The organism is Amycolatopsis sp. NPDC039088 (assembly GCF_055598845.1).
On record NZ_JBVKAE010000001.1, the window covers coordinates 50,572 to 63,981 of the forward strand.

Below are 13,410 nucleotides of genomic sequence, written 5' to 3' on the forward strand. Positions count from 1 at the left end.
GGGCTGATCGGTGCGTAACTTCGATCGGCATGGGCAAGACGAGCGTGCTGATCGTAGGAACGGGCTTCGGCGGGGTCGGGACGGCGATCGAACTCAAACGCGCCGGGTTCGACGACTTCACCATCCTGGAGAGCGCCGCCGAACCGGGTGGCGTCTGGCGGGAGAACACCTATCCCGGCGCGGGCTGCGACATCCCGTCGCCGCTGTACTCGTTCTCCTACGAGCCCAATCCCGACTGGCCGAAGCGCTTCTCGCTGCAACCCGACATCCACGCCTACCTCAAACGCGTGGTCCGCCGCTACGCCCTCGAACCGCACATCCGCTTCGACACGCGCGTCACCAGCGCGGCCTTCGACGAGGAGCGCGGGCTCTGGCGGGTGGAGACCGCGGGCGGCGAGACCTTCGAGGCGACCGTCTTCGTCCCCGCCGTCGGACAGCTCTCGCGGCCGGTGCTGCCGGACATCCCCGGCCAGGAAACCTTCGAGGGCCCCAGTTTCCACTCCGCGCGCTGGGACCACGACGTCGACCTGCGCGGCAAGAAGGTCGCGGTGATCGGCACCGGTGCGAGTGCGATCCAGTTCGTGCCCCAGCTCCAGCGCCAGGCCGCGGAACTGACGGTGTTCCAGCGCACCGCGCCCTACATCCTGGCCAAACGGGACACCAGCTACCGGCGCTGGCAGCAGCGGCTGTTCCGGTCGCTGCCGGCCACGCAACTGCTCGGCAGGCTCCGGATCTTCCTCCTCGCCGAGTACGCGACCTACGCGATGACCAAACATCCTTCGCTGGCCAAGATCTTCGAGCTCCGGGCGGCCCAGTTGCGCCGCCGTCACATCAAGGACCGGCAGCTGCGCGCGAAGCTCACCCCGGACTACCCGTTGGGCTGCAAGCGGATCCTGTTCACGAACGAGTACCTGCCCGCGCTGGCGCAGCACAACGTCGCGGTGGAGACCGGCCGCATCAGCGCGATCACGCCGTCCGGGATACGCACCGAGGACGGCGTCGAGCACGAGGCCGACGTCATCGTCTACGGAACCGGTTTCGCCGCGACGGAGTTCCTCGGCGATCTCAAGGTGCAGGGCCTCGGCGGCCGGGCACTGTCCGACGCCTGGTCCGGCGGCGCGCGGGCGTACCTCGGCATGACCGTGCCGGGCTTCCCGAACCTGTTCTGCGTCTACGGCCCCAACACCAACCTCGGCGCGGGCTCCATCATCTACATGATCGAGCGCCAGGCGCGCTACATCCGCCAAGCCGTCGAACACCTCAGCCGTCCCGGAGTGTCCTATATGGACGTCATGCCCGAGGTCGAGCAGCGCTACGACGAGGAGGTCCAGCGACGGCTCGGTGGCAGTGTCTGGACGGCCTGCGCCAGCTGGTACCGACAGGACAACGGCCGGGTGAGCACGAACTGGCCCGGTCTGGTGACCGAATACGACCGCCGGACGAAGACGCTCGACCTCGGTGACTACCGGACGGCGGGATCGCGATGAACTACGACGTGCTGGTGATCGGTTCCGGCTTCGGCGGCAGCGTGACCGCGTTGCGGCTGACCGAGAAGGGCTACCGCGTCGGCGTGCTGGAGGCCGGCCGCCGGTTCGCCGACGACGAGTTCGCGAAGACGTCGTGGCGGCTGCGGAAGTATCTGTGGGCCCCGAAACTGGGCTGCTACGGCATCCAACGGCTGACCCTGCTGAAAAACACGTTCGTCCTGAGCGGCGCGGGCGTCGGCGGCGGCTCGCTCGTCTACGCGAACACGCTCTACGAACCACCGGACACCTTCTACGAAGACCCGCAGTGGGCGCATATCACCGACTGGAAGGCCGAACTCGCCCCGCATTACGACCAGGCGAAACGGATGCTGGGCGTGGTGGAGAACCCACTGGTCACACCGGCCGACCGGGTGCTGCGCGAGGTCGCCGAGGACATGGGCATCGCGGACACCTACCGGCCGACCCCAGTCGGCGTCTACTTCGGCAAGCGCGACGTCGACCCGTTCTTCGGTGGCGAAGGCCCCACGCGGACGCCGTGCACGCACTGCGGTGAGTGCATGACCGGCTGCCGGGTCGGCGCGAAGAACACGACGGTCAAGAACTACCTGTACCTGGCGGAAAAGGCGGGTGCGGAGGTCCATCCCCTGACCACCGCGGTGTCGGTCCGGCCGATCGAAGGCGGATACGCTGTGGATACCGTCCAAACAGGACGGTGGGTGCGTAAGCGCAAGCGGACCTTCACCGCCTCGCAGGTCGTGTTCGCCGCCGCTTCCCTGGGCACGCAACGGCTTCTGCATTCACTGAAGGACTCCGGCACGCTGCCGAACCTGTCGCCGCGGCTGGGGTTGCTCGCCAGGACGAACTCCGAGGCCGTCCTCGCCGCGCGGTCGCTGCGTCAGGACACCGATTTCACCCGCGGCGTCGCGATCACGTCGTCGATCCATCCCGACGCCGTCACGCATGTCGAACCGGTGCGTTACGGCAAGGGCAGCAACTTCATGGGCTTGCTGACGACGGTGCTCGTCGACGCCGAGCCGGGGAAACGCCGGTGGGTGCTGGGCTTGCGCGAGCTACGGCGGAACTGGCGGCATCTGGCGCAGCTGCACAACCCGCGGCGCTGGTCGGAGCGGATGGTCGGGCTGCTGGTGATGCAGACGCTGAACAATTCCGTGACCACGTACACCAAACGCGGGCTCTTCGGCCGTCGCATGACCACGAAACAGGGCATCGGCGACCCGAACCCCGAGTGGATCCCCGCCGGACACGAGGTCACCCGGCGCGTGGCGGACAAGATCGGCGGGCTGGCACAGGGCGCGTGGACAGATCTGGCGAACATCCCGATCACCGGGCACTTCATCGGCGGTTGCGCGATCGGCGACAGCCCCGAGACCGGCGTCGTCGACCCGTACCAGCGAGTGCACGGCTACCCCGGCCTGCACATCGCCGACGGCTCGGCGATTTCGGCGAACCTCGGGGTGAACCCGTCGCTGACCATCACCGCGCAGGCCGAACGCGCGATGTCGTTGTGGCCCAACAAGGGAGAGGCCGACCCGCGGCCGCCGCTGGGTTCCCCCTACCGGCGCCTCTCCCCTGTCGTTCCCCTCAAGCCCGTCGTGCCCCCGCACGCCCCGGGCGCCCTCCGCCTCCCCCTCACCCCGCTCTGACTCCCCGCGTTTCTGACCTCCCGCGTTTCGTCCTCTACATGCGGTAGTTGGCAACGTGAACCACCGCATTCAGAGGACGAAACGCATCACGGGAGGGTCGAGAGGCCCGCGCTCACGGTGTTCGACCACGCGTAGCCCTGCGAGGCGTCCCAGTTGATCGACCAGGTCATCGCGCCGCGGATCGTCGGGTACGTCGTCGACGGCTTGAACGAGCCGCAGTTCGTACCCTTCGCCAGGCAGTTCAACGCGTTGACCGTGTTGCCAGGCGCCTGGTAGCCACCACCGGCCGCCGAGCCCGACGCGGGCAGACCGAGCCCGACCTGGTCGGCCCGCAGGCCGCCCTGCAGCTGGATGCAGGCCAGCGCGGTGAGGAAATCGACCGTGCCCTGCGAGTAGACCTTCTGATCGCAGCCGAGCATCGCGCCACTGTTGTAGTACTGCATGTTGACGATCGTCAGGATGTCCTTGACGTTGAGCGCCAGCTTGAAGTACTCGGCAGCCGGGCTCTGCATGTCGATCGTCTGCGGCGCCATCGTGATGACCGTGCCGCCGCCGGCGTGGATGGCCCGCAGCGCCTGCGCCATGTAGGTCGCGTTGACGCCGTTCTCGAGGTCGATGTCGACGCCGTCGAAGCCGTAGGACGCGATGAGCGACTTCATGCTGTTGGCGAAGTTCGTCGCCGCGGCCGAGGAGTCGACGCGGATCGTGCCCTTCTCACCGCCGACGGAGAGGATGACCTTCTGCCCGCGTGCCTGCGCCGTCTTGATGTCGGCCTTGAACTGCGCGTCGGTGTAACCGCCGAGCTGGCTCGACAATCCCGAGTCGAGGGTGAAGGTGACCGCACCCGGCGTGCTCGTCGCGTCGGCGAAGGACACCGCGATGATGTTGTACTTCGTCGGGACGTCGGCGAGCTTGAGCGCCTTCGCGCCGTTGTAGAAGTTCTGCCAGTACCCGGTGATCACGTGCTTCGGCAGGTTCCCGGTCGGCGGAGTGCTCGTCGTCGTGGTGGTCGGCGGGTTGCTGGTCGTCGTCGTGGTGGGCGGGTTCGACGTCGTCGGCGTCGTCGGCGTGGTCGGCGTCGTGGTCGGCGAGCCACCGGGGCCGTCGAGGTTGACGTCGTCCGCGAAGTAGGCGGGCTGGCCGTACCAGCCGTGCAGGTAGATGTCGACGCTGGTGGTCGACGCGCCAGTGGTGAAGGTCAGCGACAGCTGAGACCAGCTCGCGCCACCCGGGGTCCAGGTGTTCTTGTCACCCGTCCCGGTTCCGGTGACGCCGAGGTAGGTGTAGCTGCCCTGCACCCACGCCGACAGCGTGTACGCGGTGTTGGCCTTCACCGGCACGCTCTGCGAGCAGCGGGCGTTGTCCTGCCCGGCCGGGGTGGCGCTGAGCGCGCGGCTTCCCGAGTGGACCGGGGTGCTGACCACCGCGTTCGCGCCGGAGCAGGTCCAGCCGCTCGTGGTCCCGAGTTCGAAGCCGGGGTTGGTCAGGATGTTGGCGGCGGAGGCGCTGCCCGACACCGCGAAAGTCACCCCCAGGCACACGGCCAGTGACGACAGCAGGGCGAGGAACGCGTGTTTCGGCTTGACTTTCACAGGTGGCCTCCACGAACGGGTGACGTCGGCCACATCAAAATGGACTAGACCAATACGGCTGTCAAGGGTTCGGTTAAGGGAGGCCATACGAAAGTCGGCTCGGTACGAGCGGCAGAATGCAGGGTCCGAGAGCACCCGAGGGCGGATTCAGGAGCGTGGGAGTGAGCGTGCAGGGCCTGCAGACAGTCGAGCAGAAGATCGCCGAAGAACTCGGTGTGCGCGAAGGGCAGGTCAAGGCGGCCGTCGACCTGCTGGACGGCGGATCGACCGTGCCGTTCATCGCCCGGTACCGCAAAGAGGTCACCGGGATGCTGGACGACAGCCAGCTCCGCACCCTCGAGGAACGCCTGCGCTACCTGCGGGAACTCGACGAGCGCCGGGTCGCGGTGCTGGATTCGATCCGCAGCCAGGGCAAGCTCGACGAAGCGCTGGAAGCGTCGATCATGGCGGCGGACACGAAGTCCCGCCTCGAGGACATCTACCTGCCGTTCAAGCCGAAGCGGCGCACGAAGGCGATGATCGCCCGCGAGGCCGGGCTGGAGCCGCTCGCCGACGGGCTGCTGAGCGACCCGAACACCGACCCGCAGGCCGCCGCCGCGGTGTTCGTCGACGCCGACAAGGGTGTCGCGGACGCGCAAGCCGCGCTCGACGGCGCCCGCGCGATCCTGGTCGAACGCTTCGCCGAGGACGCCGACCTCATCGGCGAACTGCGCGAGAAGATGTGGTCGCAGGGCCGTCTGGCTTCGAAGGTCCGCGACGGCAAGGCCGAAGAGGGCGCGAAGTTCTCCGACTACTTCGACTTCTCCGAGCCGTACACCAAACTCCCCTCGCACCGGATCCTCGCGATGTTCCGCGGCGAGAAGGAGGAGATCCTCGACCTCACGATGGAGTCCGAGGAGCCGTCCGAAGAGCCGCGCACCGGGCCGACCGACTACGAGACCCGCATCGCGCACAAGTTCGGCATCTCCAACGAAGGCCGTCCTGGCGACAAGTGGCTCAACGACACCGTCCGCTGGGCATGGCGCACGAAGATCCTGCTGCACCTGGGCATCGACCTGCGGATGCGGCTGCGCCAGTCGGCCGAGGACGACGCCGTCCGTGTCTTCGCCGCGAACCTGCGCGACCTGCTGCTCGCCGCCCCGGCGGGCACCCGCGCCACGATGGGCCTCGACCCGGGCTTCCGCACCGGCGTCAAGGTCGCCGTGGTCGACGCGACCGGCAAGGTCGTCGACACCCACGTCATCTATCCGCACCAGCCCGCGAACAAATGGGACCAGTCCATCGCCGAGCTCGCGGCGCTGTGCGCCCGGCACAAGGTGGACCTGATCTCGATCGGCAACGGCACCGCGTCGCGTGAGACCGACAAGCTCGCCGGTGAGCTGATCAAGAAGCACCCGGAACTGAAGCTGACCAAGGCCGTCGTCTCCGAGGCGGGCGCGTCGGTCTACTCGGCGTCGGCGTTCGCTTCGCAGGAACTGCCGGGCATGGACGTGTCGCTGCGCGGCGCGGTCTCCATCGCGCGACGGCTGCAGGACCCGCTGGCCGAACTGGTGAAGATCGACCCGAAGTCGATCGGTGTCGGGCAGTACCAGCACGACCTGTCGGAGGTCTCGCTGTCGCGTTCACTCGACGCGGTTGTCGAAGACTGCGTGAACGCGGTCGGCGTGGACGTCAACACCGCGTCGGCGCCGCTGCTGACCCGCGTCTCCGGCATCACGACCGGGCTGGCGGAGAACATCGTGGCGCACCGCGACGCGAACGGGCCGTTCAAGACCCGCTCCGGGCTGAAGGAGGTCGCGCGGCTCGGCCCCAAGGCCTTCGAGCAGTGCGCGGGCTTCCTCCGGATCCCGGACGGCGACGACCCGCTCGACTCGTCCTCGGTGCACCCGGAGGCGTACCCGGTGGTGCGGCGGATCCTGTCCTCGACCGGTACGGACATCCGCTCGCTGATCGGCAACTCGCGGACGCTGCAGGCGCTGAAGCCGACGGAGTTCGTCGACGAGACCTTCGGCCTCCCGACGGTGACCGACATCCTCGCCGAACTCGAAAAGCCGGGCCGCGACCCGCGTCCGGCGTTCAAGACCGCGACCTTCGCCGAGGGGGTCGACAAGCTCTCCGACCTCAAGCCGGGGATGCGGCTGGAAGGCGTCGTGACGAACGTGGCCGCGTTCGGCGCGTTCATCGACGTCGGCGTGCACCAGGACGGCCTCGCGCACGTCTCGGCGCTGTCGAAGAACTTCGTCAAGGACCCGCGTGAGGTCGTGAAGCCGGGCGACATCGTCAAGGTGAAGGTCCTGGAAGTCGACGTGCCGCGCAAGCGGATCTCGCTGACGCTGCGGCTGGACGACGAGCCGGGCAAGCCTGCTCGCGAACAGGGCGGCGGCGGTCGTGACCGCGGTCAGGGCGGTGGCGGTCAGCGCCAAGGCGGCGGTCAGCGTCAGGGCGGCGGCAACCGCGGCGGCCGGGACCGCGGCGGGAACTCCGGCGGTGGCGGCGCCATGGCGGACGCGCTCCGGAAGGCCGGCTTCGGCAAGTAAGGCTCGGAAGTCCGTGAAGGCCTCCTTGAGGGACCCTGGGTCCCTCAAGGAGGCCTTCACGGATCTTTAGGGGTTCATGGCGTATGCGCCGGAGAGATCGCGGACGAGGGACCAGACGTGGTCGAAGCGGGCCGCGTCGACGACCGGCTTCCGGATCGAAGCCAGCGCGAGTGCCTGCTGCGCCTCGGTCGAGGACGACTTCCCGTGCAGCTCGATCGCGGTGGCGCTGAAGTCCTGCACCAGGATGGCGAAGATCTGGTCGACGACCTCGGTCTCGATGCCGGTGATCTCGGCCTGCTCCAGCACCAGCTGCCCGTAGACGACCAGCGTGAACAGCTCGGTCAGCGCGAGGCCGAAGTCGATGTCCTGCTGCTGGGCCTCGTCCGGTGCCGCGTCGGTGAACAGTTTCACCAGCGCTTCGGCCTGCTCGGTGAACCGCGCGACGTTCGGGATCGCGGACGCCTTGGCGTAGGCCTCACGCCAGTCGTGGAACCGCACCTTGGAAAGCCCCCGCGCCGGGCCCTGACGGAACAGGAACTCGTCGTCGGCGGCGTCGGACCGCGTCGGCACCGGCTCGTAGGCCTGCGGCGCGAACAGGTAGGCGGGCACGAACTTCGCGATCAGCGCGAGGTTCACCGCCACCGTGCCTTCCAGTTTCGGCAGGCCGTCGATGTCGTTCTTGGACATCGCGAGGTAGGTGTCGGCCTCGAAACCCTTGGCCGCCACCACGTCCGCGACCAGACCGATGACCTTCTGCGCCTCGGTGGTCACCTTCATCTTGGTGATCGGGTTGAACAGCAGGTACCGGCGGTCGTCCGGGTTCGCGCTGCGGAAGTAGTCCACGGCGCGGTCGGAGAACAGCTTCATCGCGATGAGCCGCGCGTACGCCTCGACGAATTCCCTGCGCACGTGCGGGAAATCCGTGACCTTCTTGCCGTAGAGCACCCGGTTGTGCGCGTGCGTGATCGCCTCGTACAGCGAGTGCGTCGACATCCCGATGCCGCCGAAGCACAGGTTGAACTTGCCGATGTTGACCGTGTTCAGCGCCGCGGAGAAGGCCTCGGCGCCGACGTGCAGAATGTCCTCTTCGGACACCGGGTAGTCGTCGAGCCTGAACTCGGCGACGTACATCTGGGACGGCACGACGTTCTTCACCACGTGGTAGTTCGGGTGCTCGGAGTCCGCGTAGAAGAACACGTACTGGTCCGGGCCCTCGACACCGTCGATGCGGCCGAACACCGACACGGTCCGCGCGCAGTTCCCGTTGCCGATGTAGTACTTCGACCCGTTCGCGCGGTAACCGCCCGCGCCGTCCGGGGTCAGCACGAGGTCCGACGAGTAGATGTCGGCGCCATGCTCCTTTTCGGACAGTCCGAACGCGGCGACGCCACCGGCCGCGAGCGAGTCCGCCGCGCGTTTGCGGGCGGCCTCGTTCGCGCTCTGCCACACCGGGCCGAGGCCCAGGATCGTGACCTGCCAGGGGTACCAGTAGTTCAGCCCATAGAAGCCGAGGATTTCCGACAGCGCGGCGACGCGCGCGGTGTCCCAGCGCTTGTCCGGGTTCCCCTCGGCGTTGGCGCCGGGGGTGAGGAACGTGGAGAACAGGCCTTCCTTGCCCGCGAACTCGATGAAGTCCGCGTAGAAGGTCCGTTCGTGGTAGTCCTCGACGAGCTTGCGCTTGCCTCGCTGTTCGAACCACTCGATCGTGGCACGCAGCAGGCGACGCGTCTCCGGGTCGAACTGCCGTGGGTCGTACCCACCCGGGTTCAGCAACAACGCGGTCGCCTTTTCGCTCATCGTCACTCCTGGTCGCCGAAGTTACTACCCGGTAACCGTAGCGCGCCGCTTCGCCGTCCGGCCACCGAACTCGACCGAAGTCACCTCCCCGTGCTCATTCCGCAGGAAACGCGCGGTGGGCTTACGCGTGTCCGCCGCCGGGGCGATCGCGTCGTCACCGACGAACACGGCCTCGAACGGCGGCGGCGACGGGAAGCCCTCGACGTCGGCGACCATCCGGGCCTGCAGCGCGCCGTCACGGTCGCTCACCACGAACGCCAGGTCGCCGGTCTGGTAGCGGCCGAGGTACTCGGCGATGTCCGGCTGAGGCACCGGCGGCGGGCTCGCGAGCGCAGGCAACCCGACCAGCTTCTCCAGACACCAGTCGACGATCTTCGCGCCCAGCGCCGACCCACCCGCGCTGTTGGTCAGCACGGTCACGGCGAAGTCCTCCTCGGGCAGGGTCACGAAATCCGACAGCTGCAGGTTGCTCACGTTCCCGCCGTGCCTGACCAGGCGCGCGTCGCCGTGGCTCGTGTGCAGCCAGCTCAGGCCGACCTCCTCGAAACGCAGGGCGGCCTTGCGCTGCGGTGCGCGCAGGAGGTCGCGGGACGCGGCACTGAGCGGCGGCTTGCCCTCGGCCTCGCCGGTCAGGAAGAACCGGGCCCATTTCAGCTGGTCACCCGCCGTGGACCACAGGCCGCCGCTCGCGCTGTCCGCGCGGGTCAGGCCAACGGTGTGGGCGACGGCTCCTCCGGCATGGCCAACGGCGTGACGGCGAGTGAGCACCTCCCACGGCAGGTAAAACGACTCGGTCATGGCGAGCGGTTCGAGCAACCGGGTGCGGACCACGTCCTCGAAGACCTCGCCCGACACCACCTCGACGACCCGGCCTGCCAGCTGGAACCCGGCGTTGCAGTAGGAGAACACCTCACCGGGCGGGAAGTTCTGCGGCAGGTCGCCGAACTTCGCGATCGCGAGGGCGAGCGCGTCGTCACCCCAGCCGGTGGTGAAGTCGACGTCACCGAGGAACCCGGCGGAGTGGGTGAGCAGATGCCGGAGGGTCACCGTCTTTCGCGCGACCGGATCCGCCAGCGGGAGATCGGGAAGACAGTCGGCGACAGTCGTGTCCAGGTCCAGCAGACCGTCCTCGACCAAGGCCATGACGGCGGCCGCGGCGAAGGTCTTGCTGGTGGAGCCGATCATGAACAGGGTGCCGGGATCGACCGGAAGACCAGTGTCCACACTGGACACTCCGGTGGCGAACACCGCCTCCTCGCCCCGGTGCCTCACCCCCACCGCGGCGCCTGGGACACCCGCCTCTCGCGCCCACTCGTCGAGCACGCCTCGCAGATCCTGAACGTTCGACACCCGGTGTCCCCTTTCGTACGGTCAGGCCAGGCTTTCACCGCGGCGCCGCACCCGGCTCGTCCGAACGCACGAACATCGCCGGACCGGTGCGGGCGATATCACGTAGTCCGGGAGATCAGGACCGGGTACACTGGACAACGCGGTCCGCTCAGTTCTGCCTCGGGCCGCGTTTCGTTGTCGAAGACCACGCGCCGCGGCCCCCCGAGGTCTGCGCCGGGCAGGACAACCCTTCCTATCCGTACGGAGATACCAGGGCGCACCTGTGCCCACACGCTTATGAGCACACCTACTTTCACCGAACTCGGCCTGCCCAAGACCCTCGTGGACTCGCTCGCCGAGCAGGGCGTCACCAGCCCGTTCCCGATCCAGGCCGCCACGCTGCCGCATTCGCTGGCCGGCCGGGACGTCCTCGGCCGCGGCCGCACCGGCTCCGGCAAGACCTACGGCTTCGTGCTGCCCGTCCTGGCCCGGCTCGCCGCCGGCCCGACCCGGCGCCGCCCCGGCCGTCCGCGCGCGCTGGTGCTGGCGCCGACCCGTGAACTGGCCACCCAGATCGAGGCTTCGTTCGTTCCGCTGGCCAAGCCGCTCGGCCTCAAGGTCACCACCATCTTCGGCGGGGTCAGCCCCAACCCGCAGATCACCCGGCTGCGTGACGGCGTCGACATCGTCGTCGCCTGCCCCGGCAGGCTCGCCGACCACATGCGTTCCGGCGAGGTGAAACTCGACAACATCGAGATCACCGTGCTGGACGAGGCCGACCACATGGCCGACCTCGGCTTCCTGCCCGACGTCCGGCGCATCATGGCCGAGACCCCGGAGCGCGGCCAGCGGCTGCTGTTCTCCGCGACCCTCGACGCCGGCGTCGACGTGCTGGTCAAGCGCTTCATGCACGACCCGGTCACGCACAGCGTCGACTCGGCGCAGTCGCCGGTCTCGACCATGCAGCACCACGTGCTGCACCTGGAGGAGGTCCACCGGCTGCCGGTGCTGATCGACCTCACCGCGGCGCCGGGCCGCACCTTGGTGTTCACCCGGACGAAGCACCGCGCCAAGCAGCTGACGCGCAAGCTCATGGCCTCCGGCGTGCCGGCGGTCGAACTGCACGGCAACCTCGGCCAGACCGCGCGGACGCGCAACCTGGAGGCGTTCTCCTCCGGCGCGGCGAAGACGCTGGTCGCGACCGACATCGCCGCCCGCGGTATCCACGTCGACGACGTCACGCTGGTCATCCACGCCGACCCGCCGGTCGAGCACAAGGCGTACCTGCACCGGTCCGGCCGGACCGCGCGGGCCGGGGCGTCCGGCACCGTCGTCACGCTGATGACCGACGCGCAGGTCGGCGACGTCCGCGACCTCACCCGCAAGGCGGGCATCAAGCCGACCACGACGCAACTCGGCCCCGGCCACCCGCTGCTGGCCGAACTGGCTCCCGGCGAGCGTTCGTTCACCGCGTCACCGCGGCGGCCGATCGTGGACACCCGGCCGAAGAAGGTCTCCGCCAGCGGCGAGGCCATCCTCGGCAAGGGCGACGAGGAAGAGGACCGCGCGCCAAGCCGTGGCCGCGGTAACCGGGCAGGCCGTGGCCGTGGCCCGTCCGCCGGTGGCCGGGGTGCTTCCGGCGGCCGTCGCGGTAGCTCGTCGGAAGGCCGTTCACGTCAGCCCCGGGCGGAGGGCGACCGCCGCGGTGGCGCGCCCACCGGTCAGGGCCGTCGCGCGGCCGAGACCACCGGCCGTCGCGAAGGCGCGCCCAAGGGCGGCCAGGCTCGTCGTGGCGCGGCGGAGTCCCAGCCGCGCCGCGGTTCCGGTGCCGGTGCCGCCAAGTCCCAGTCCCAGTCCCAGTCCCGCAACGGCTCCGGTGGCGCTCCGGCCCGCCGTGGTGGTGCCGCCGCGTTCTCCTCGGGTACCCGCGCCGGGGCCCGCCGCTCCCGCTAGCTCACTCTGACGGCCGTCACGCGTGATTCGGCGGAGAACTCACGTGATTGGATGGAGAACACGGAGTTCTCCGTCTGATCACGTGAGTTGGGCGGCGGCGCGGGCTTCGGCGGCCGCCCGCCGCTCCTCGAACCGCGACGCCTGGGTGTCGAGGGCCTTCAGGAACTGGTCGAGTTCGTCCCTGGCCTTCTCCCCCACCTCGCCGAGCCCTTCCAGCTCGAAGATCTTCCACTGCCGCAGCAACGGCCAGATCACCTCGTCGTGGTGGATCCGCAGGTCGTAGATGCCCGCCTTCGCGATCAGCGCGGCCTTTCGCACGAAGCTCGGGATCACCGCACCCGGCATCTGGAACTGGACGACCTCGTCGGTGATCGCGCGCATCATCGCGTCGGGGGTGAGTTCCAGCGACGCCTGCACCAGATTCCGGTAGAAGACCATGTGCAGGTTCTCGTCCATCGCGACCCGGGAGAGCAGCTTCTCGCACAGCGGATCCTGCGTGTACCGCCCGGTGTTGCGGTGCGAAATCCGCGTCGCCAGCTCCTGGAACGACACGTACGCGAAGACGTTCAGCAGCGCCTTGTCCCCGCTGTCGTAGCCGGCCTGCATCGTCTGCATCCGGGCCCGCTCCAGCTCGACCGGGTCCACCGCGCGCGTCACCAGCAGGTAGTCACGGATGCAGATGCCGTGCCTGCCCTCCTCCGCGGTCCAGCGATGTACCCAGGTGCCCCAGGCGCCGTCGCGTCCGAAGGCCCGCTCGATCTCGCGGTGGTAGCTCGGCAGGTTGTCCTCGGTGAGGAGGTTGACCTCCAGCGAGGTCCGCGCGATCGGCGACACCCGCGACTGCTCGGGATCCCACGGCTCGCCGCCCAGTTCGGCGAAGTTCTTCCCCTCGCTCCAGGGCACGTACTCGTGCGGCATCCATTCCTTGGCGACCGAGAGATGCCGGTTGAGGTTCTCCTCGACCGTCCCCTCGAGCTCGAGCATCAGCCGGGTGCTGTCGGGGACCGTGGTCATGCGTTCGTCCTTTCTGGGTACGAAAAACGCCTACCTA

The 13,410-nt window shown here is 68.7% G+C and carries 8 protein-coding genes; 4 read left to right on the top strand and 4 right to left on the bottom strand.

What is annotated here, in order from left to right; translation table 11 throughout:
* Positions 1-29 precede the first annotated feature (29 nt).
* Both ACZ7KI_RS00225 and ACZ7KI_RS00230 read left to right on the top strand, forming a co-directional pair.
* A complete protein-coding gene (locus ACZ7KI_RS00225) occupies positions 30-1,487 on the top strand; it encodes a flavin-containing monooxygenase (protein ID WP_470271060.1) in 1,458 nt (485 codons plus the stop codon).
* Positions 1,484-3,151 (top strand): GMC oxidoreductase, encoded by a 1,668-nt coding sequence (locus tag ACZ7KI_RS00230; protein ID WP_470271061.1) that lies wholly within the window; start codon positions 1,484-1,486, stop codon positions 3,149-3,151. The genes ACZ7KI_RS00225 and ACZ7KI_RS00230 overlap by 4 nt, the downstream gene beginning before the upstream one ends.
* Positions 3,152-3,237: 86 nt before the next feature.
* Here ACZ7KI_RS00230 and ACZ7KI_RS00235 read toward each other — a convergent pair whose 3' ends face one another.
* Positions 3,238-4,743 carry a chitinase gene (locus ACZ7KI_RS00235; protein WP_470271062.1) on the bottom strand — a complete coding sequence of 502 codons (1,506 nt, stop codon included), beginning with the start codon at positions 4,741-4,743 and terminating at the stop codon, positions 3,238-3,240.
* A 161-nt stretch (positions 4,744-4,904) separates the two neighbouring features.
* On the opposite strand from ACZ7KI_RS00235, the gene ACZ7KI_RS00240 reads away from it, so the two are divergent.
* Positions 4,905-7,280, top strand: a complete 2,376-nt coding sequence (locus tag ACZ7KI_RS00240; protein ID WP_470271063.1) for a Tex family protein — start codon at positions 4,905-4,907, stop codon at positions 7,278-7,280.
* 66 nt (positions 7,281-7,346) lie between these two features.
* Here ACZ7KI_RS00240 and ACZ7KI_RS00245 read toward each other — a convergent pair whose 3' ends face one another.
* Positions 7,347-9,077 (bottom strand): acyl-CoA dehydrogenase, encoded by a 1,731-nt coding sequence (locus ACZ7KI_RS00245; protein WP_470271064.1) that lies wholly within the window; start codon positions 9,075-9,077, stop codon positions 7,347-7,349.
* A gap of 24 nt (positions 9,078-9,101) precedes the next feature.
* The gene (locus ACZ7KI_RS00250) at positions 9,102-10,427 is read right to left on the bottom strand and encodes a serine hydrolase domain-containing protein (RefSeq protein ID WP_470271065.1); all 1,326 of its coding nucleotides are present in this window, start codon (positions 10,425-10,427) and stop codon (positions 9,102-9,104) included.
* A 276-nt stretch (positions 10,428-10,703) separates the two neighbouring features.
* Here ACZ7KI_RS00250 and ACZ7KI_RS00255 point away from each other — a divergent pair, with 276 nt between their 5' ends.
* Positions 10,704-12,359, top strand: coding sequence for a DEAD/DEAH box helicase (locus ACZ7KI_RS00255; RefSeq protein WP_470271066.1), 1,656 nt, complete (start codon positions 10,704-10,706; stop codon positions 12,357-12,359).
* A gap of 78 nt (positions 12,360-12,437) precedes the next feature.
* Here ACZ7KI_RS00255 and ACZ7KI_RS00260 read toward each other — a convergent pair whose 3' ends face one another.
* On the bottom strand, positions 12,438-13,373 hold the full coding sequence (locus ACZ7KI_RS00260) for an acyl-ACP desaturase (RefSeq protein WP_470271067.1): 936 nt from the start codon (positions 13,371-13,373) through the stop codon (positions 12,438-12,440).
* Between the last annotated feature and the right edge of the window lie 37 nt (positions 13,374-13,410).